Below are 21,290 nucleotides of genomic sequence, written 5' to 3' on the forward strand. Positions count from 1 at the left end.
GCTGCTCTGCTGGTTAAGACATCAAGTTTTGATCAGCCCAAGCGATGGCTTGCACGCGATTTTTAACCGACAGTTTTTTGAAAATCTGATACAAGTGAGACTTGATGGTGAATTCGCTAACAAACAACTCCTCAGCCATTTGATTATTTGATGCACCTGCTTGAAGGCAGCGTAATACTTGCAGTTCACGAATAGTCAAATCGACAGTAGCGGGCGCAGTATGTGTGTTTATGACGTTGCGATAGTAATGTAAAAGTTGGCTGGTTACGTTTCGTGGCAACCAATTTTGGCCGTTTACGATGCCTTTTAGCCCTTCTCCGATTTGCTCAAGTGAGCTCTCTTGGTAGAAGACTCCCTTTAATTGACCAAACGCTAATAGTTCATCTGTGGTTAAACGCTTAGGGACGTTAAATACAACGGTCTCAAAGTTTTTCCATATTAACGGAAGGTTCTTAATCGACTGAACCAAGGATTTGTGCTCACTGAAATCGATCATTAAGATCTTATTACGATGTTTGGGATTGGCTTCCATAAGCGCTTCGGTGGAGATCACTGGAATATCAATGTCAGTGTATTTGACCAAGTCTTCAACTTTTTTCTCTGCATGGTCTTCCATGCTGATCAGAAACAGTTTTCTCGCATAAGCCGATTTTTTCACGCGGTCTTTTCTCCTTGAATTCATAACGCTGAATACGTTGGCATCAAACATAAATCAGAGCCATAGGGTTCAATAAGAAATGCGTTGAGATTCAAAGGTTCACGAAACGATGTCTGCAAAACGAATCAAAAATGCTACGCCTTGGAGTTGAAGTGAGATTTCGATTCCACAACTTTCAATGACAACCCACAATGGGATTAGGCTTTAATCAAAACATCAAAGCGTGTATTCTTATGCGCTAAAATTTTACATATATATCCAGAGTGAAACGGAGCACATCATGGCCAGCCGTGGAATTAACAAAGTTATTTTGGTGGGGAATCTAGGTAACGACCCTGAAATTCGTTACATGCCTAATGGCGGTGCAGTTGCAAACATTACGATTGCGACTTCTGAGTCATGGCGTGATAAAGCGACTGGCGAACAGCGCGAAAAAACAGAGTGGCACCGTGTTGCACTATTCGGCAAGTTGGCGGAAGTAGCAGGTGAGTACCTACGTAAAGGTTCTCAAGTTTACGTTGAAGGCCAACTTCAAACTCGTAAATGGCAAGATCAAAGTGGTCAAGACCGTTACACTACTGAAGTGGTTGTTCAGGGCTTCAACGGTGTAATGCAAATGCTAGGCGGTCGTGCTCAAGGTGGCGCTCCTATGGGTGGTCAACAGCAGCAACAGCAAGGCGGTTGGGGTCAGCCTCAACAACCAGCTCAGCAGCAGTACAACGCTCCACAGCAACAGCAGCAACCTCAACAACAGGCTCCGCAGCAACCACAGCAGCAATACAACGAGCCACCAATGGACTTCGACGACGACATTCCGTTCTAAGTAGAGTCTTCAAGATTGCATTTAAAAGGCCGCGAATTTCGCGGCTTTTTTATTTTCATGGTTTGTCTGAAAGGACTGTAATCATTTCGAATTGTAATTCGAAGACCTTCATTCTCAAATATCGAATGATGGTTTGTTTCTTTCCGCCTCAGTCTCTCACATTCACACGAATACGATTGTTTACTGAACGCTTATCAAGTATAAATATTTCAATAAGGTATATGATGAATAGAAAAGGAATTTGGTATTCATGAGGTATACCCCAACTCTTAAGCTAAGCACGCGGCTGGTGGCTTTTGTCACTATGATCGTCATATGCGCAATGTTTATCTTGTTTGTCGGCGGCACCCTCTCTTTTAAACGACTAGGGCAAGAGTATCTCACCCATTATTTGGAAGGGATCGTTGAGGTTGTTGATAAAGAGATGGAAGATCCTGATGCCGCATACTCGATGCAGCGCTGGATGCCGAAAATGCTTCAAGCCAGCAACATTGTCGAGATGACCCTCTCGGCGAATGATGCCGTGGTTTACCGCTTCAAAGACACTACCCATAAAATAGACAGCTCAGTGTTGTTTGAGCAAGAGTACCCACTTACTCACAACCAAGATTATGTTATCTATTTTAAGGTTATTCCTCCCTATCTAGGTTACAGCTACTCAATGCAAGCGCTTTGGTCTATCACGCTTGCTGTGGTTCTGATCATCTTCTGTTTAATGCGCGGTGTTGCTTGGCTAAAAGAGCAACTGGCAGGTTCCGAAATGCTTGAAGAGCGCGGCAGAATGATTTTGGCTGGCCGCGTTGAACAATATGCAAAGGGAGATGAGCGAGAATGGCCTTACACGGCAAGTGAAGCGCTCGATGTGTTGATTGAAGAGTTGCAGGATGCGCGTCAAGAACGTAGCCGATTCGATACCTTTATTCGTACTCAAACTTTCCTCGATAAACTTACTGGAACGGCGAACCGAGTGTTGTTTGACAGTAAGTTGGAATCAGCCTTGTTGGAAAGTGGTGCACGCGGTGCGGTACTACTGATTCGAATCCAAGACTGGAAACTTGTAGAAGAAGAGCAGGACAAGCAAACCTGTGATGAGTTTATTGTGGAAGTGGGTAGCTTACTTTCCAATTTAGTTCAGCGTTATCCTGACGTGGTGTTTTCTCGCTACTACAATGCCGATTTTGCACTTTTCTTGCCTCATCAATCCGCAAAAGATGTGGCTAACTTAGCTTCTCAATGCATTCGCCAATTGGAAAAGCTTCACCCGCCATATCCGTTAGAGTTGGATAACTGGTGCCACATTGGTATCACGACTTATAAAGAGGGTGAGCGTCACAGCCAAATCATTGATGAGGCTGAGACGGCGTTACGTAGTGCCCAGTTACAGAACAATAACAACTGGAGCCGCTTTAAAAAGTGGAATCATGATGAAGATGCTCGAGGGAGTGTGAGATGGCGTACGTTATTTGATTCAGCACTCACATCTAAAAATGTGATACTCTACGCACAATCTGCCTATCTAATAAGTGATGTGGCGCATAAAAAACCTTTGCACGACGAGTTAACATGTCGGATTCGCGATCCAGAAAATGGAATTGTGAAAGCGTCTCGTTTTATTTCAGCGGTGCGACAAGTCGGTTATGAAGCGCAAATGGACCGCGCAGTTGTTAATAAATTCTTAAAAGACTTTAAACACAACTTCGATAGTAGTCAGACGTATGTTCTTAACCTCAATGTGATTCCTTTTGGGCATCGAGAATATTTCAAATGGTTCCGTGATGAACTCTTACAGTTGTCACGAGAGCAAAGAAAGTGTCTCATTTTTGAGTTTGTAGAAGCACAATTTGTAAGACACTTAGACTTTATGCGACCAGTCGCTAAAATGCTGGCCGGTTTAGAATGCCACCTTATGATTGGGCAAGCGGGGCGTACTATCGTCAGCACGCATTACTTAAAAGAAGTGGACATTCGTTATCTCAAGCTACATCGCAGCTTAGTAACAAAAATCGACCAGAGACATGAGAACCAGTTGTTTGTTCGCAGTATGTTGGGTGCGGCCGCAAACAGTAAAACAAAAATAATAGCAGTGGGAATTGAGAATAAGCACGAGCTGAACACCCTAATTGAATTGGGGGTTCACGGTGGGCAAGGACGTTATTTCTCTTCAGAAGAGCAATACCTTCCTCGCTCTGAATCCATGCAACTTTCTCAATCTGAATCTCAAGTGAAATTGGGAAGAAGAAATCGCTGGCGAAAAAAATAAAGATAATAATCATGGATTTTAAAGCAGTACTCGACAAGCTCAAGCGATCATCGGTCGGTGGTCGCACTTGCTTTTTGGTTATTCAGCCAGACGCAGTTTATTTATCATCACCCCTTAAAAGCAGTCGACCATCCAAGTTTGAGATCTCAGAATCGAATTGGGAGCGCGCATGTGAGCAAGCGTTAAGCGTTGCTGCAAGCTCTTACGATTCTTTAGCGGTTGTGCTTTCTCACAACTACTATCAGATGTATCAAATTGATAAGCCAGCGATGCCGAGTAATGAATGGCCTGCTGCACTACCATTCTTGCTAAAAGAGCTGATCTCTGAACGTGCGATCGACATCATTGCCGATGCGGTTGAGTTACCCAACTCAAACAAAGTTCAAGCTTACGTCTTATCACGAAAGATCCTCGATAAGTTGGTATTGTTGGCAAGTCGAGCTCAATTGCCTTTGGAAGCGATCATTCCTGAAGATGACGTTTGGGGGGATACTTCTGGTGAACTTGGCAACTTTTTATTGCTTCAACGCAGTGCTCGAGGACACTTCCGCATCAGTGCGTTTGTCGAGCATACCATCGCATTCCACCGCTCTATTCGCAGTGTCACCCCACCACTAACAGGTGTGCCGTCTAGCGAGTTGCAGATGGACAGTCTATCTCTTGAGTTGCAACGCTCAATTGATTACCTCTCTTCTCAACTTCGCCACGTGCAATTGCATCAGTTGAAAGTATGTTGTGATGATGAAGATGAAAATGAACTGGTTGAGTCGCTTAACTATCGTTTAAGCACGAAGGTTTCTGCATTATTGGCTGAAGATCATGAACCTTCTGGCCATGTCTTAGCCGATACGGCAGCAACGTCTAATACTCGACGCGTTAATCTGTATCCAGATTTCTTAAAACCGAAAAAGAACCTGCTAACGCTAAAAAACGTGGCGATTTCTTGGGGGGTGGCTGCCGCGGTTATTTTCCTTTCTTACGGTTATGTGACTTGGCAAAGTGATGGCGTAGAAGATGAAATCGCCATTGTAAAAAGCAAAGGCAACATCATGAAATCTGAGTTAGATCGTTACCAAGCTCAGTTACGCAAGCATCAACCAAACACCAATAAACTCGCTGCCAAAGCGCGTCTGGAGCGTGAAGTAAAAGCCAAGCGTGATTCACTGAAAGCCGTTGGTAAATATGATGATTCCCAACGCACAGGTTATTCGGGCGTGATGCAGTCGCTCGCTAAGCTTGGCAGCAATAATATTTCTTTGTCTGAAATTCGTATCGACCACAACACATTAGATTTAAAAGGTCTGGCAAGAACGCCAAGTTCTGTTCCCAATTGGGTCAGCCAGTTCAAGAATGAGATCAGTTTAATTGGTCGTACCTTTGATGATGTGAAGATTGGTCGTAATGACGACAATATCGTGACTTTTGAATTGAAGACGCGCGGAGGCAAAGAAGAAAAATGAACGAATTCTGGCTTTCTTTAGAAGAGCGCTTTGATGAAATGAGCGCACGCGAAAAAGTTCTGATCGCACTATGTGGATTGGTCACTGTCGTGATGCTGCTGTTTACTTTGGTACTGGAACCAAAGCTCAATGAAGTGGTGAGTAACGACAAACTCTTGAGTAACTTGAAGCAGACTAATCAAAAAACCGAAATTGACATTTTGCGTATTCAGGCTCAATTGAAAAAGGATCCTAACGCAGAGATTGATCAAGCAATTTCCCAATTGCTGACGGAGAGTCAACATCTGTCGATGCAGCTTTCAGAGATCATTGAACATCTTATTACACCTTCACAGATGGCAGCTTTGCTCGAAAGTGTATTAGAGCAGCAAAGCGGAATTCATTTATTGTCGCTTCAGACATTGCCTGCGGAGCCGATAACGGAAGATAAAGAAGCGTCGCAATACTCCGGATACTACGTGCACCCAGTGCGTATGGAGTTAACAGGTGATTACTTTGCCATCGCTAACTACTTGACCAAATTAGAAAGCTTGCCAGCAAGTTACTACTGGCGCAGCTTCAGTTATAAAGTTGAAGCGTATCCAAAAGCGAAGTTGGTGTTGGAAGTGTACACATTAGGTTCTAGAGAGGAGTTTATTGGTGGTTAAGAAACTCATTACCTCACTTGTTCTTGTGGTTGCTGCCGGTTCTAGTTGGGCCAACCAAGATCCAACAGCGCCTCTTGGCTGGCAAAAAACAGCGACAGAATCGCAAGCCAAACCGAAAGCAAAACAGTACCGCTTACCAACGCTCAACAGCATCGTATGTAAGCCGAACACTGAATGTGTCGCTATTTTGAATAACCGTATTGTCGAGCCTGGCGTGAAACTTAACGGATATCGAGTAGCCAGTATCAATAGTGAATTTGTAACTTTAAAGCGTGGTGACCGTCAGTGGAAACTAGAGCTTTTTGGTTTGAACGTAAAAAAATAATAACCAGAGCCTGATCAGATATGCGCAAATTAGTTGTAGGAATAGTGATTGCTTCCTTAATGGGTTGTTCTATGGGTCACCGTGACCCAGTAGAAGTGAAGCAAGCACTGAATGAATCTATCAATGAAGCAAACAGTCGTGCACTTGAAGATATCCCTTCTTCTGTGCAAGCCGATCTTATGCCGAACCTAGACAGCAGTGTTTCTTCTCAGCAAGGCACTCTGAAGCGTTTCCGTATCCAAGCTAATGCAGTTGAAGCGCGCAGCTTCTTTGCTTCCTTAGTGAAAGGAACGGAATACAGTGTCGCTATCCACCCTGCTGTACAAGGCAATATTACGGTTAACCTATCAGACGTGACACTGGACGAAGTTCTTAATGTCGTACAAAACATGTATGGTTATGACGTTGTGAAGTCAGGCAAAGTGATTCAAATTTACCCAGCAGGTATGCGCACAGTTACGATTCCTGTCGATTACCTACAGTTCAAGCGTTCTGGTCGTTCATTAACTAGCATTGTAACTGGGTCGGTGACGTCTGCGGGTACATCAAATTCAGGTGGTGGCTCAGATGATTCTGATTCGTCAGATTCAAACAGCGATAACGGCGACAGCTCGACAACATCGACAGGTGGTACTCGCATTGAAACTATCACAGAAAGTGATTTTTGGCCGATGCTGCAACAAGCGGTCGCGAACCTTATTGGATCTGGCAAAGGCCAGAGTGTTGTCGTTACCCCACAAGCTGGTGTGATAACCGTTCGTGCCTTCCCTGATGAGATTCGCGAAGTTCGTGAGTTCTTGGGTGTCTCTCAAGAACGTATGCAACGTCAGGTTATTCTGGAAGCAAAAATTCTAGAAGTCACATTAAGTGACGGTTACCAACAGGGTATCAATTGGTCAAATATGTCAGCCTCTATTGGTAACTCGGGTAGTGTTGTCGTTGACCGAAACCCAGTGACACTACCTTTAGATGCAATTGGCTCGCTACTCGGTGGACAAACTAACGTTACTTTCTCTGATGGTAACTTTGAAGCGGTAATGAACTTCATGGCCACTCAAGGTGATTTGAACGTGCTTTCTAGCCCGCGCATCACCGCAGCAAACAATCAAAAGTCCGTCATTAAGGTGGGTACCGACGAGTACTTCGTTACCGAGCTGTCAAGTAATGCAGGTAATGGCGAGAACTCCAACGCGGTGCCTGAAGTTGAGCTTACACCTTTCTTCTCTGGTATCTCTCTAGATGTGACTCCGCAAATCGATAATAAAGGCAATGTGTTCCTGCACGTTCATCCTGCAGTTATTGAAGTGGAAGAAGAGATTAAGAACCTCAACCTTGGTGGCGACTTCCAAAATATCCAACTTCCACTAGCGAAAAGCTCGATTCGTGAATCTGATTCTGTAATTCGCGCAAAAGATGGTGATGTGGTTGTTATTGGTGGTTTGATGAAGCAGCAAAACCTAGAGCAAGTATCGAAAGTACCGTTCTTAGGTGATGTACCCGCGCTTGGTAATTTATTCCGCAACATCAACAATGTGACGCAAAAAACAGAGTTGGTTATTTTGCTAAAGCCAACGGTTGTTGGTGTGAACACGTGGCAGAAAGAGCTAGAGCGTTCACGTGATTTATTGCAAGAGTGGTTCCCTGACGCTGAGTAATCAGCGTTAGGAAGTGTCGTTTAAACGTGGTTTTGTGATTCGACTATGTACTTGTCGCATTTTGGATTTCGAGTTCAGCCTTTTTCTCTAACCCCAAACACAGAAATGTTTCTGGGGTTAGTCCCTCATTATGAGGCCATTCAAACTATTATGGCTGCGGTCAAAATGGGAGAAGGGGTTATCAAGGTGACTGGGGAAGTCGGCACAGGTAAAACGATGGTTTGCCGTAAGCTGATTGAGCAAATCGAATCACAAGTGGAATTGGTTTATTTGCCTAATCCAGTATTGAGCGGTGAGCAGCTTCAGTTTGCAGTCGCAAGAGAGCTTGGCATCGAAGATACCGACCCATTAAAAATCGTTTCACTGATTCAAGAGCATCTGATTGAAGTACACGCTTCAGGTAAGAACACTGTTCTTATTGTCGATGAGGCACAAGCGCTTTCAACAGAAGCACTCGAGACTTTACGTTTATTCGGCAACTTAGAAACCGAACAAGATAAGCTGATCCAATTGGTTTTATTTGGTCAGCCTGAATTGGATGAGCGTTTAGAAACGCATGAACTCAGACAGTTTCGTCAACGCATTACGTTCAGTTGCCAACTTCGCCCTCTCTCTATTGAAGAAGGGGTGGCGTACATCAATAACCGTTTAGACAAGGCCGGTAATGGTGCGCATATCTTTTCAATAGAGCAGAAGAAAGCCATTTGGCGTTCGGCGATGGGAATTCCTCGTTTGATTAACCAAATTAGCCATAAAGCCCTGCTTTCGGCGTTTAATGACCGTTGTACGCTTTTGAAAAATCAACACGTTTACGTTGCGATGCACGATACCTTCGATGCACGTAAACCTAAGTTTAAAACTCCAAGATTTTGGGGATGGAGCTAACCTTGAGTGCCATCAATAAAGCATTATCAGAACTTGCTGAAAAAGAATCGCCTTCGGATTTAACCAAGGCCGATATTCCGAGTATCTCACGTAGCAAACCGTGGCTTTGGCTCGTTGGTGGCTTTTCATTGAGCTTAGCCGTCGGCGGATGGGCTGTGTCTCAAGGTCCAGCGCCCGTTGAAAACATGGCGACGACTACCGTGATGTCCGTTAGTCAGGCTAATCGTCCTTCCGCTCAAGTGGTTGAAGTGAGCCACTCACCAACAAGTAAGGTGACGCCTGAGTTAGACAATGTGGTGTATGCGCAAAGAATTGAAAGACCCAAAGTAACGGTACAAGTTCCTGTGGTGAAAGCGGTTCCACAAGTCGACGACTTCGAGCCTCGTAAGCAAGTCGTCAGCGCACAAGAGCAGCCTATTTTATTAGCGAGTTTGAGTGGCAATACGCAACAAACATCAACGGCAGTACAAGACAGTTCAATGCGTATTGAACAAGTGGAGTTGACGCATCAACAGTTGGCGGAGAAAGCGCTAGGTCGTGCAGACAAAGCCATGGATGCCAATGACATGAAGACAGCACTGGCTGCTTTCTCCGAAGCATTGCGTTATCAACCAAGTAACGTCGAAGCTCGCCAGAAGCTATCGGCGCTTTACTTTGGTAAAGGGGATACACGCAAAGCTTATGAAATTCTACAAGCTGGCATTCAGCTCGATACAGATAACCAAGGTTTGCGTTTAGCGTTATCCAAGCTTTTAGTCAAAGCAGATCAACCAGAAGCAGCACTCAGTCCATTAGCCTACCTGCCGGATTCACCGACTCGTGATTACCTTGCGATGCGTGCTGCATTGGCTCAAAAGCAAAAGCAAAATGACATTGCACTGGAAAGCTACCAGTTACTGACGCAGCGTGAACCAGAAAATGCACGCTGGTGGCTAGGCCTCGCGATTCAACAGGAACGCGCTTTAAGCTTTACATTGGCGATTGCTTCTTATCAGCAGGCGCTGGGTAAAGTGGGTATCTCAAATCAATCTCAGGCATTTATTCGTGATCGTCTGAACATCTTAAAACAACTGGAGAATGCGCAATGAGAATTCAGTTGAGAAAACGACTTGGCGATCTGTTGGTTGAAGAAGGTATTGTTTCTGAAGACCAAGTACAACAAGCGTTAGCAGCGCAGCATAGTACAGGACAGAAGCTTGGAGATGCACTGATTGACCTTGGTTTTATCAGTGAAAAGCAGATGCTCGAGTTTTTATCGCAGCAACTGGGTTTGCCGCTGATTGATTTAAGTCGTGCGCCTGTCGATGCAGAGGCGGTGCCGATTCTTCCTGAAGTTCATGCTCGACGCTTACGTGCCATGGTCGTCGCTCAAAATGGTGATACGTTGCGTGTTGCAATGAGTGATCCTGCGGATTTGTTTACTCAAGAGTCATTAATGAACTTGTTGGGCGAATACAATCTGGAATTCATCATTGCCCCTGAGCGTCAACTGGTTGAAAGCTTTGACCGTTACTACCGCCGAACCAAAGAAATCGCATCGTTTGCCGAGCAGTTGCAAGCTGAGCACCAAGATGTCGAGGCATTTGATTACGGTATTGACGGAGCAGACAGCGAAGAAGTTACGGTTGTTAAGCTGGTTAATTCGATGTTTGAAGATGCGGTTCAAGTGGGCGCTTCGGATATCCATATTGAACCAGACGACAAAGTCCTACGCTTGCGTCAGCGCGTCGATGGTGTGTTGCATGAAACGTTACTGAACGAAGTCAACATTGCTTCAGCTTTGGTACTTCGTCTTAAATTGATGGCGCATTTAGATATCTCCGAGAAGCGCTTGCCACAAGACGGTCGCTTTAATATCAAAGTACGTGGTCAGTCGATCGACATTCGTATGTCGACATTGCCGACTCAGTACGGCGAATCGGTGGTAATGCGTCTACTCAACCAATCCTCTGGTTTGCGTAAGCTTGAGGACTCCGGTTTACCCGCAGAGTTGCTTTCGCGTCTTCGTCGCCAACTGTCTCGCCCTCACGGCATGATCTTGGTTACTGGCCCGACGGGTTCTGGTAAAACCACCACGCTTTACGGCGCATTGAGTGAATTGAACGAGCCGGGTAAAAAGATCATTACCGCAGAAGACCCGGTGGAATACCGATTACCTCGTATTACTCAGGTTCAAATCAACAGCAAAATTGACCTGACTTTCTCTCGCGTGCTGCGAACTTTCCTTCGTCAGGACCCGGATATCATTCTTATTGGTGAGATGCGTGACCAAGAGACGGTCGAAATCGGTTTGCGTGCCGCACTGACAGGTCACTTGGTATTAAGTACCTTGCACACTAACGATGCTGTTGATAGCGCTCTTCGTATGATCGACATGGGTGCGCCTGGTTACTTGGTGGCAAGTGCCGTGCGCGCGGTGGTTGCTCAGCGTCTAGTGCGCCGCGTTTGTTCGGATTGTAAAACGACAGAACAGCTTGATGGTGCTCGCCAACAATGGCTAGCGGGTCGATTCCCGAATCAAGTTGGTGCGACTTTCCATAAAGGTGTCGGTTGCCAAAACTGTAACTTAACGGGCTACCGAGGCCGAATCGGTGTGTTTGAAATGCTCGAGCTTGAGCATGAAATGATGGATAAGTTACGTGCAAACGACGCAGTGGGTTTTGCTCAAGTGGCTCGACGTTCAGGCAACTACAAGCCGCTGCTTGCTTCTGCAATGGAACTCGCATTGCAAGGCTCAGTCAGCTTGGATGAAGTGATGGCTCTGGGTGAAGGCGATGCTTCCGGTAAAATCGATCCAATTCTAATGTAGGTAAGTGAATGCCAACTTTTCGTTATCAAGGCCGCACCTTAGACGGCTCATCAACCAGTGGTAAAGTCGAGGCTGTAAATTCAGAATCGGCGGCGGAAGCGTTGATGAACAAGGGTATTATTCCCTTAAACCTGCGTTTAGAGAAAGAAGGGGTAAAGAGCAAAGTCAGTTTATCCAAACTGTTTGTGCCTGCTATTCCGCTTGAAGTCATTATCTTATTTTCTCGTCAGCTCTTTAGTCTGACCAAAGCGGGTGTACCGCTACTGCGTTCTATGCGTGGTTTGCTACAAAACTGCGAAAACAAGCAACTGAAAGAAGCGCTTGAAGATGTGGTCGCCGAGTTAAGCAACGGTCGTGGCCTTTCTTCCGCAATGCAACCTCATACCAAAGTGTTCAGTCCGCTGTTTGTGTCGATGATCAACGTAGGTGAAAACACTGGTCGTCTTGATGAGGCGTTACTGCAACTAGCCAATTACTACGAACAAGAACTGGAAACGCGTAAGCGCATCAAAGCTGCAATGCGCTATCCAACCTTTGTGATTGTTTTTATTACCATTGCGATGTTTATTTTGAACATTCTGGTCATCCCTGAATTTGCCTCGATGTTCACTCGTTTCGGTGTGGAGCTACCATTGCCTACACGAGTCTTGATTGCGACGTCTAACTTTTTTGTTAATTACTGGGGCTTGTTGATTGCTGCCATCGTTGGTGCGTTTTTAATCTTCCGCTCTTGGGTTGCAACTGCAGATGGGCGAGAGAAGTTCGATAAACTGCGCTTGAGATTACCCATTGTCGGCGACATTGTGAACCGTGCCCAGCTTTCTCGATTTTCAAGAACCTTCTCGTTGATGCTGAAATCCGGTGTGCCTCTAAACCAATCACTTGCATTGGCTGGTGAAGCGCTTGGCAACAAGTTCTTAGAAAACCGAATTCTTGAAATGAAATCGGCGATTGAAGCGGGTAGTACCATTTCTGTCACGGCAATCAACAGTAAGATTTTTACGCCTCTGGTCATCCAGATGATTGCCGTGGGTGAAGAAACGGGTCGAATTGATGAACTGCTATTGGAAGTTTCGGACTTTTATGACCGTGAAGTAGATTACGACTTAAAAACCCTGACTGCCCGAATAGAACCGTTACTTTTGGTCATTGTTGCGGGCATGGTGATGGTACTGGCATTGGGTATCTTCCTGCCGATGTGGGGGATGCTGGACATCATCAAAGGCGGCTAACGGGGTGGTTGAAAATCAAAGTCGAGCGACACTGATTCTTGCAGCTGTCGTTGGAATTATTGTGCTTGCCGCATTTATGCAAAAGTTAAAACCGATAGAGCAAGAAGCGCAAGAAACAGGAGCGAAACTTGCTAAGGTTTGGATGCAAGATAGTGTGCAACGATACCACCAAGCTTGGCTCGTTCATGGAGAGCCTAAGTTGCTGTTAATGGACGGTTTTGAGCTTAATATGACAGAAGGGGGCTTAGTGTCACCTTTCAAATCAAGCGGTGCGCTCGATTGTGACTATTGGTTGGCGGTCCATTACCCGCAACGTAAAATTATGGCGAGCGAGTTGTTAGAAATTCGTGGAGCAATTAAAAGTAATAGTTATACATGTGACTATACTTATGAAAATGGACAGAGAGTTGTTGTTATATCGAACGCTAATCGTCTGAAAATAGACGTCGAAATGTCGGCGGAGTGATTTTTTTGACACTTTAGTACTATAAATAGGAATGAAAGTCGGTATAATGCAAACATTACCATAAGCAAAAGGTTGTAATAAAAAGTAAACCACAAGGTGATTCACTTTTTATCTCGGCTTTAACTTAACAATGGCGAATCGTCATTCTGCTCAAGCGGTAGAAAAAGGGCTCAATGGATAAACCTTGGTTTATCGTTGAGATGCCACACCGTTTTGACATTATCCAAAATGGTCGCATGACCGATAAAACTTTGCAGTCACTCTGCATGCTTACATAGAGAGAGTAAACAATGAAAAGACAAGGTGGTTTCACCCTTATCGAATTGGTAGTGGTAATTGTAATCCTAGGTATTCTAGCGGTAACTGCAGCACCACGTTTCCTTAACCTGCAAGATGATGCTCGTGAGTCAGCTCTTCAAGGCTTAAAAGGCGCAATGGATGGTGCGTCAGGCATTGTATTCGGTAAGTCTGCGATTGATGGCATTGAGACTTCAGTCGATCCTAGTAAAAAGGTAGAAGATATTACGGTTTTATTAGGTTTTCCTACGGCTGATGCAACTGGTATTGTTAAAGCAACTCAAGGTCTAGATAATGATTGGGTTCAACTATCTACAACAACTCGAGTTGCAACAGACACCGCTGTAACTACACCAGGTACCATTGTATTTGGTATTGGTAACTATACAGGAAAATGTGTTCGTTATACTGAAGCTAAAGATGCTAACACTCCGGCATTTAGCAAAGTGATCACACCTGGAGAAGATTCAGAAGCAGCTACTGCTTGTAATAAATCTTAAGTGGTTCGTTGGATAAAGGTCAGCTAGTCTGGCCTTTATCTCCTTATTTTGATGAATCTCGGAATAGTACATATGCGTAAATCATCGGGTCTTAGTGCAATAGAGTTTGTGGTTGTACTGATCATCTTGGGTGTGATCGGTTATGTGGTATTACCAAGATTTATCAGCTTCGAGCCAGAAACTTACGAAGCAAAGTGGGAGCAAACTAAGCAAACCGCTGAGCACGTTTCTGAGACGTTAAGCAACAAAGAAACTTACGATCGAATTGAAGAAGAATTGGAGCGCTCAAAAGGGGAGAAATAACCTTTATTGGTTATTTGAACACCAGCTCACAGTTCGAATTTAAAACTTATAAACCTATCATTATTCTCATAATTTCATCGTATACTTACTTCGCTTGTCCTAAGCCTAAGGTTGGGTTATGAAAATTCGCAGCTCTACATTAGGGTTTACCTTGATGGAATTGATCTTAGTGATCGTTCTCTTATCTATTCTCTCCCTTTTTGCTGCCAGCCGTTTTATGGGCAAAGGCAGTGTGTCTGCATTTGCACTTCAAGAACAAGCCATTTCTGTGATTCGCCAAGTTCAAGTGAATCGCATGCAGTCGAATATCAATATCCCAAACAAGTCTTATCCTGAAAGATGTCTACCCAGTAGCTACAAAGCTGGAGAGGACTCTAGCTACACTAACTTTTGTCTATCGATTACGAGTACTTGTATAGGAGCCAGTGCAGCGTGCAATCTGGCTAGTAAGGAACGAGATGCTCGAAGCGATGTTGTTGTCGATAACTCAGCACAGTTTTCTATTATTAATGGTGCCTCTAGTCCCATTGAATTTGATCTATTGGGTAATCCTCTCAATGTTTCCTCTGCTGGTATTTCTATTCTTATTCAAGATAAAAACAGTCAAAGCCAGTGCCGAGTATTGATCAACCCTCAGGGTTATGTTTCGGAGGGAGCATGCTCATGAGAAAGCACATTGGTATGACGCTTATTGAGATGATCATTGCCATCGTTCTTATGGGGATTGCGATGGTAGCGTTTACGTCTTTTTTAGTTCCTCAAATTCGTGATTCAGCAATGCCTCATTATCAAATGCGTGCAGCAGCCTTAGGGCAGGGATTTATGTCGCAAATATTGGCGCGCGGCTTTGATGAAAACAGTGACTTCGATGGTGGTACTGTTCGATGTGGTGAGAGCGGTGTGAATTGCACTGAGGTTAGTAAATTAGGTGCTGATAGAAAACTCGACGGTTCTTTGGAGGCAACGCCTAATGATTTTAATGATGTAGATGACTATATCGGGTGTTGGAGTACGTCTACAACGGTAGGTCAGTGCCAAGTAGCGAAGCGTGGGAGTATTGCTGATGTGTTAGGGAAGAGCGGTGAAGATAAATATCGCAATTTCCGTGTTGAGGTCGGAGTTGCGTACGACAACTTATCTACGGCAAAAACGACAGGCATCACTAACTATAAAAAAATCACTATTACTATTTTTGCAAGCAACACTCAGCCATTAACACTCACTGCCATAAGAGGAAACTACTGATGAAAGCTCGTGGTTTTACCTTAATGGAAATGATCGTCACCATTGTGATCGGGAGTTTTATCATGCTGGGTATTGCGGGTTATGTTCAGCTTGGTATGAAAGGTTACGCGGATACAATTGACCGACAACGTATGCAAACTCAAGCCCAGTTTGTGTTGGAGAAAATGTCTCGAGAAATTCGCCATGCGGTACCGAATAGTTTTCATGAGCCTGATGACACGACGAAGTGTTTAGAGTTTGTACCTATTGAGTATTCAGGGTTCTACACACTGACAAATAACGACTTGGAGTTCTTATTGGGCAATGACGCCACGTTAAACCCAATGCCCGCTAACGCTTGGATGGTTATTAATCCGAGCCGTTATGAAGATCTGCAACCTTCTTCTTCACAAAGTTTAAATGTTGGTGGTCTAGCCAAAACTGGTGATGTCTTTGTTATTAGTGGAGCTGCCAGTACGATTGGGGGCTCTTCTATTTCGAGCCGTCATTACGTCTATCAAGATAAGTCTGAAGTACGTTACTGCTTCGAAAATAATCAAATAACGCGCAATGGAATTACAGTCGCGGATAGTGTCGATACTTCTGTAAGTGATATGCACTATCTAGAGCCAACGCTGCAGCGTGGTGGTCTTGTACACATCAATTTAGAGTTCACTCAAAACGGGGAGCGTAGTGTTTACCAACAAGACGTGCAGGTGCTCAATGTTCCGTAGAAATATCCAACAAGGTAGTGTTCTGATCGTCGTGTTGTTTGTCATCATTGTGATGGGGTACTTAGCTGCCTCTTTGATGAGAGTAAGTTGGTCAAACCAAAGTACATTAACGAGAGAATTCTTAGGCACCAAAGCTTGGTTTATTGCTCAATCTGCCAATGAGTGGGCACTAACTCAGCTTTATCCATTAAACACAGATGGCTCCGTCATCGCTGATGTTTGCTCTAAGATTGAAAACGGTAATACATCTCCTCCTACACAGATTACACAAGGCTCGGGTTGCCGAATCAATACTATGACATGTTCAAATATCGGTACCTTTAACGCAGGTACCTCTGAAGCTGAATCTCTTTTCAGAGTGCAAGCCACAGCAATTTGTGGTTCTGGGGTTGCACAAGTACAGCGCCAACAAGAGATTTGGGTTAGGGAGTAAATAAAATAATGAAAAAGAGAATAATATTTGGGGCTCTCACATATAGCTTGCTGTCTGCTCAATCTCTTGCTGGAGTTATGTATGACCTTACTCCTCGTTGGTCTTGGAGCGATAATGAATATGTGGCTTGGAATAGTCCTTGCCCCAATAATGGCTACTATACAAGCAACTACTCCACTTACGTATGTACAGTAGGCGTTAATCTAAATTATGGCGATAGTATTGTTGCCGGTCCTTATGTATCACAACTGTATTTGGATCGATATTCTTCTTTCGGTGGTAATAATACGATTGGTAGTAGTAATCGGAATCTTTCCCTTAACCTAGACCGAAATTCTTTTAGTGCTCGTAACTTATATATTTACGGTAGTATCGATAATGGTGGTTACATCAATTTAACAGACGCTACTGTATCTAGGTTTATAAGGAGCTCTAACAATGATGTTGTATTTGATAATGTCAATGTTGGAGAAAGTGTCATAGCTCAAAAGCACATTAATGGTGCCAACAGTGATGTTGGTGGCTATGTTGATAGCTATGCCGGTGGGGTGACACTGAATAATGTTGATGTAGGCTCGTATATCGAGGCGAGAGATCAGATAAAAACAACGAATGGTGATGTGGGCGGACACATTTCCTCTTCCCACGGTGGTATTCAGGCTGTATCAAACAGCACGCATCTCATTTCTGGGTATGTTAGTGCTCAAGAATCCATAAAAGTGACTAACTACAGAATCAATCAATACATATTTTCTGAAGACTATGTGCAACTCAATAATACGAATGTGAATGGAGATGTTACCTCTCGTAGCAGTGGTAACCCTGCGGTTGAAGTATTAAATAACTCGTCTGTTTCTGGTGATATCACCGCCAAAGGTTTTATTCGTGTATCTGACTCTAGTGTGTCTGGCGATATTGATAATACTCAAGGGCGCAATCAGAGCATGGCAATTAATAGCAGCCAAATTGGCGGAGATATTGCTGCTAAGGGATACGTCGATGTGCAATCTTCACAAGTGTCAGGCACTGTTTCTAGTGCAAATGAAGGTGGGCGAATTGAGCACTCTAAAGTTAAAGGTGATGTTAATGTTAAAGAGTACCTTCACGTAATTAATAACTCCTATATTTGTGGAGAAGCGTCAAGCTCTGGTGATGGTGCAAATATTAACAACTCATTTGTTGGTGATGATGTATCAACTAAAAAGTATCTGCATGTCACAAATGCCTCTGTATTTGGCACTGTAAGTACCAAAAATACAGGGATGGCACTTTCTGGAGCGAAAATTCTTGCTGACATGAAAGCAGTAGGTTTTCCCAGTAACAAGTATGTCAGTATTTCTAACAACTCTACGTTGTGTGGGCAGTTGAACTCTTCATATTATTACAACGGAAATTTGGTTGCGTTTTGTGGGTTAAATGACCCAAGTTGTAACAGCTCCCAATCAAAAGGCGAATGTCCAGTTAATGTAAGTTCAGGATCCGGTTACGATGACTTCTATGAGTTTTGTGGTACTACCCCCCCTGACCCTGAACCAACACAATGTAACTTACTTCCAATGGAAGACTTTAATGCTAATGATATTAGCAACTGGTCTGTTATTGGCTTTGGGCAAAGCATCAAACCTACACCATCTGGTGGACGATTCGTTTTAAACTCGTCTCAAAGAAATCAAGCAACAGCATCGGCATACAACTATCTATTCCCTTCGAAAGATAACTATCTTGAAGTGGAGTTTGACCACTATGCGCACTCCGGATCTGGGGCTGATGGTGTGGCATTGGTTTTATCTGATGCTAATGTGCCGCCACAAACTGGGGCATTTGGTGGTCCACTTGGCTATGGTGTGAAACCTAACATACAAGGCTTTGCTGGCGGTTGGCTTGGGTTTGGTATCGATGAATACGGCAACTACTCAAGAGAAGGTAGTTTTGACGATTCCCCAAATCGACCATCTAGACCAAATGCAGTCGCAATTCGGGGCTCTGGGATTAAGAACAATTCTGGGCATTGGATGGGAGGCTACCGTTATATCAAAGGTAACAACAATGTTGGTGACTTAGATAACCGTACTAATCTAAAACACAGATATAAGGTTATCATTGACTCAAAAGAGCAAGGTAAAGTCTACATTACGATTCAGCGTAAGATAGGTAGTGCGAACTCTTGGACAACATTGATCTCCAAATTTGATGTTATGAGAGGTTTTGGGCAAAGCACGCCTCCAGAAAATTTCCGCGTGTCGATTACCGCCTCGACTGGTGACATTACCAACGTACACGAAATGGATAACTTCCAAGTTTGTGCTGACAAATACCAGAAAATAACGGAAGGCATTCACCACTTCGAATTTGATTACGCTGGTACTGGCAGTATTTGTCAGGCGTCCGAGGTAACACTACGAGCGTGTATGGATGCTTCTTGTTCGAAAACGTACCCATCTTCAGTACTGAGCTCTAACCCAGGAGCAACGGTTGATCCTGTGACGGTTTCCTTATTACCGCAATCAGATTCCCTTGTCGCATGGGAAGGTGACGATCGTGTTACGTTCTCTGATTCTGTTTCATTGAAGCTACAAGCATTCCAATCAGGTTCAGCAAAGCTTGGTATTGCAAGTAGCTCGGTTCCGCAGTTTGGTTTTGACGGTGCGAAGTGTCGTATCGCTGGTGGTCCGCTATCTGAGCAAAACTGTAATATCGTATTTAACTCTGCGGCATTGGGTGTAACGGTTCCAGATAAGGTTGCTGGTAAGCCATTCTTCAATACCAAAGGACAGGCACAATATAGCAACCAAAGTTCGCCTTATTTGGAGTTTTGTAGCTCACCAAGCCAACAGGGCGGTGACGGCGAAAATCGAGATGTTCAGCTATCCATTGAAAGAATCGAACCTACAAGCAATGCAGTATCAGTTCCCGCCTATGTCTCTTTCAAAAAGCGAGATGGCACTTTTAGTCACGAGGTTACAGTTGGGACAAATACTGTTGAGGTTGCCGATGTCTACTTTAACAAGCAAGGCAAAGCTTATTTCAATTTGAAGTATCCAGAGGCAGGTAAAGTCGCGCTGAAGGCGAAAATAAAAGATGAAAAGGACTCGTTAGGACAGAATAGCTTTGTGAGTTTTCCAGCATATCTCAAATTGACGGTTGATGGTGGTCTGTGTGGTTCAGGCTCTTGTAGCCAGAAACTTGTTGCTGCTGGAGAAGAGTTCACGATGAAAGTGACGGCTTATCAATTTGGTGATGGCAAGAAGCCTGCACAAAACTATCAACAATCAGGTCTGACGATTAGTCATAAAGTGTCTTACCCAAAGTTTGATAGTGCGATTGCTGGCACTTTAGGGACGACTACATACGATCATATCAAGCTAACTAATGGTACGGGGTCAGTGACACAAACTGTGTCCGAAGTTGGTGCTTTTGACTTTACGATTACACCACCTGAAACGTATCTCGGCAGTAAAGCTTTCACCATTACGCCAGCAGAAGAAAATATTGGTCGTTTCTACCCTAAGTATTTCCGAGTTGATGAAGCGAAAGGAAATCAATGGGCTTACTCACATAAAGAAAATTTTGCTTATATGGGACAAGGCTTTGGAGTCGAGGAGTTTTATGTTGAGGCATTAAATGCGGGTAAAGGCGCTTTAACAAACTATGCTTTCTTCTCTAGTGGCTTACAAGCAAAGTTTGGTTTGAAAGATACTAGCTCTTATCAGTCTCGTTTTATTTTGAACAAAACCTATACGGGGATTTGGGTAAATAATGGTGCAGCTTATGTCTCTTCAAGAAGTTTAGGTAGGTTTACTGGTTCAACGACGGATGGGTTAGAGCTATTAAAAGGTTCTGGCACAAGTTATCCAGATGGTCCGCTTAACTTTAAAGAGAATGTTAAAGATACGGTGATATCAATCAAAGCCGCGGAGAATACGGACCCAGTATCTATCGATGGGAGTGAGGGAGTATTGCCGACTCAACCAGACATCCGCTTTGGCCGTGTAGACCTAGATGATGTTGGTGGTAATCAAGGAACGATACTCCGAGTGCCTTTGCGAGTTGAATACTGGAATGGTAGCCGCTTTATCGCCAACCCTGATGATAGCCAAACTGATGTGAAAGGTATCACTGCTGCTGAAACGCATATTTGGCCAACAGGTAATGATGCAGCTCCTAAAGCGGTTACATTGGGAGCTGGTGGTAAAGTTTCTGATGGTTACTCTCGAACGGTAACGGCTAAAGAAGCGGAGTCATATCGTCAGCAGACGCGCGTTTGGTTAGATCTTGATGCCTCTGCAAATGGCTTACCATGGCTTAAATATAACTGGAATAAAGATAATGCTGGTGAAGAAAACCCATCATCGGTCGTCACGTTTGGTATTCACCGTGGTAATGATCGCGTGATTTACCGTGGAGAACCGGGCTTAACCGGACAGTAACAAGTTAGGTTTCTTGCGTTAAGTAAGGAAACTGCAAGAAATTGAGGCTTTCTGCTCATGTTTGTGTACCAATGCCTTGCTGTGACAGCGAGGCATTGGTACATTTAGGACAATTTTTGTCTTCTAAAATTTTTGCAGGATGAGCGAAGAAT

At 44.1% G+C, this 21,290-nt stretch carries 19 protein-coding genes; 18 read left to right on the forward strand and 1 reads right to left on the reverse strand.

From position 1 onward, the window contains the following. Positions 1-13: 13 nt before the first annotated feature. Complete coding sequence (locus tag ATB76_RS22565; protein ID WP_038864583.1) at positions 14-658, reverse strand: LuxR C-terminal-related transcriptional regulator; 645 nt, start codon at positions 656-658, stop codon at positions 14-16. 280 nt (positions 659-938) lie between these two features. Between ATB76_RS22565 and ATB76_RS22570 the strand changes: the two genes are divergently transcribed. From ATB76_RS22570 to ATB76_RS22655, 18 genes are all read left to right on the forward strand, one after another. Then, positions 939-1,481, forward strand: coding sequence for a single-stranded DNA-binding protein (locus ATB76_RS22570; RefSeq protein ID WP_038864580.1), 543 nt, complete (start codon positions 939-941; stop codon positions 1,479-1,481). A gap of 250 nt (positions 1,482-1,731) precedes the next feature. Beyond that, a complete protein-coding gene (gene csrD, locus ATB76_RS22575) occupies positions 1,732-3,741 on the forward strand; it encodes an RNase E specificity factor CsrD (RefSeq protein ID WP_038864578.1) in 2,010 nt (669 codons plus the stop codon). 11 nt (positions 3,742-3,752) lie between these two features. Next, positions 3,753-5,201 (forward strand): hypothetical protein, encoded by a 1,449-nt coding sequence (locus tag ATB76_RS22580; RefSeq protein ID WP_061036137.1) that lies wholly within the window; start codon positions 3,753-3,755, stop codon positions 5,199-5,201. Continuing rightward, the gene (gene gspM, locus ATB76_RS22585) at positions 5,198-5,848 is read left to right on the forward strand and encodes a type II secretion system protein GspM (protein WP_038864576.1); all 651 of its coding nucleotides are present in this window, start codon (positions 5,198-5,200) and stop codon (positions 5,846-5,848) included. Before ATB76_RS22580 ends, gspM begins: the two co-directional genes overlap by 4 nt. Beyond that, positions 5,841-6,173: a hypothetical protein gene (locus tag ATB76_RS22590; RefSeq protein WP_038864575.1), complete on the forward strand. Its 333-nt coding sequence runs from the start codon at positions 5,841-5,843 to the stop codon at positions 6,171-6,173. Before gspM ends, ATB76_RS22590 begins: the two co-directional genes overlap by 8 nt. A 20-nt stretch (positions 6,174-6,193) precedes the next feature. Continuing rightward, positions 6,194-7,828, forward strand: coding sequence for a pilus (MSHA type) biogenesis protein MshL (gene mshL, locus ATB76_RS22595; protein WP_038879737.1), 1,635 nt, complete (start codon positions 6,194-6,196; stop codon positions 7,826-7,828). A gap of 45 nt (positions 7,829-7,873) precedes the next feature. Further along, positions 7,874-8,713, forward strand: coding sequence for an AAA family ATPase (locus ATB76_RS22600; protein WP_038864571.1), 840 nt, complete (start codon positions 7,874-7,876; stop codon positions 8,711-8,713). Continuing rightward, positions 8,704-9,801, forward strand: a complete 1,098-nt coding sequence (locus ATB76_RS22605; protein ID WP_061036138.1) for a tetratricopeptide repeat protein — start codon at positions 8,704-8,706, stop codon at positions 9,799-9,801. The genes ATB76_RS22600 and ATB76_RS22605 overlap by 10 nt, the downstream gene beginning before the upstream one ends. After that, the gene (locus tag ATB76_RS22610; RefSeq protein ID WP_039975676.1) at positions 9,798-11,522 is read left to right on the forward strand and encodes a GspE/PulE family protein; all 1,725 of its coding nucleotides are present in this window, start codon (positions 9,798-9,800) and stop codon (positions 11,520-11,522) included. The genes ATB76_RS22605 and ATB76_RS22610 overlap by 4 nt, the downstream gene beginning before the upstream one ends. 8 nt (positions 11,523-11,530) lie before the next feature. Further along, positions 11,531-12,754: a type II secretion system F family protein gene (locus tag ATB76_RS22615; RefSeq protein WP_038879730.1), complete on the forward strand. Its 1,224-nt coding sequence runs from the start codon at positions 11,531-11,533 to the stop codon at positions 12,752-12,754. A gap of 4 nt (positions 12,755-12,758) precedes the next feature. Further along, positions 12,759-13,220: a hypothetical protein gene (locus ATB76_RS22620; RefSeq protein ID WP_038864562.1), complete on the forward strand. Its 462-nt coding sequence runs from the start codon at positions 12,759-12,761 to the stop codon at positions 13,218-13,220. Between the two features lie 290 nt (positions 13,221-13,510). Then, complete coding sequence (locus tag ATB76_RS22625; RefSeq protein WP_045382729.1) at positions 13,511-14,017, forward strand: type II secretion system protein; 507 nt, start codon at positions 13,511-13,513, stop codon at positions 14,015-14,017. A 72-nt stretch (positions 14,018-14,089) separates the two neighbouring features. Continuing rightward, positions 14,090-14,320: an MSHA biogenesis protein MshA gene (locus tag ATB76_RS22630; RefSeq protein WP_005432800.1), complete on the forward strand. Its 231-nt coding sequence runs from the start codon at positions 14,090-14,092 to the stop codon at positions 14,318-14,320. 118 nt (positions 14,321-14,438) lie between these two features. After that, entirely contained in the window at positions 14,439-14,987 is a 549-nt protein-coding gene (locus ATB76_RS22635) for a prepilin-type N-terminal cleavage/methylation domain-containing protein (RefSeq protein WP_017187903.1), read from the forward strand. After that, a complete protein-coding gene (locus ATB76_RS22640; protein ID WP_061036139.1) occupies positions 14,984-15,565 on the forward strand; it encodes a type II secretion system protein in 582 nt (193 codons plus the stop codon). Before ATB76_RS22635 ends, ATB76_RS22640 begins: the two co-directional genes overlap by 4 nt. Next, entirely contained in the window at positions 15,565-16,278 is a 714-nt protein-coding gene (locus tag ATB76_RS22645) for a prepilin-type N-terminal cleavage/methylation domain-containing protein (RefSeq protein ID WP_009698816.1), read from the forward strand. The genes ATB76_RS22640 and ATB76_RS22645 overlap by 1 nt, the downstream gene beginning before the upstream one ends. Then, positions 16,268-16,711, forward strand: a complete 444-nt coding sequence (locus tag ATB76_RS22650; protein WP_005444353.1) for a hypothetical protein — start codon at positions 16,268-16,270, stop codon at positions 16,709-16,711. Before ATB76_RS22645 ends, ATB76_RS22650 begins: the two co-directional genes overlap by 11 nt. Positions 16,712-16,719: 8 nt before the next feature. Further along, a complete protein-coding gene (locus tag ATB76_RS22655; protein WP_061036140.1) occupies positions 16,720-21,138 on the forward strand; it encodes a DUF6701 domain-containing protein in 4,419 nt (1,472 codons plus the stop codon). The last annotated feature ends 152 nt before the right edge of the window (positions 21,139-21,290 follow it).

This window comes from Vibrio sp. MOR3 (genome assembly GCF_001557775.1).
Classification (GTDB): Bacteria; Pseudomonadota; Gammaproteobacteria; order Enterobacterales; family Vibrionaceae; genus Vibrio; species Vibrio jasicida.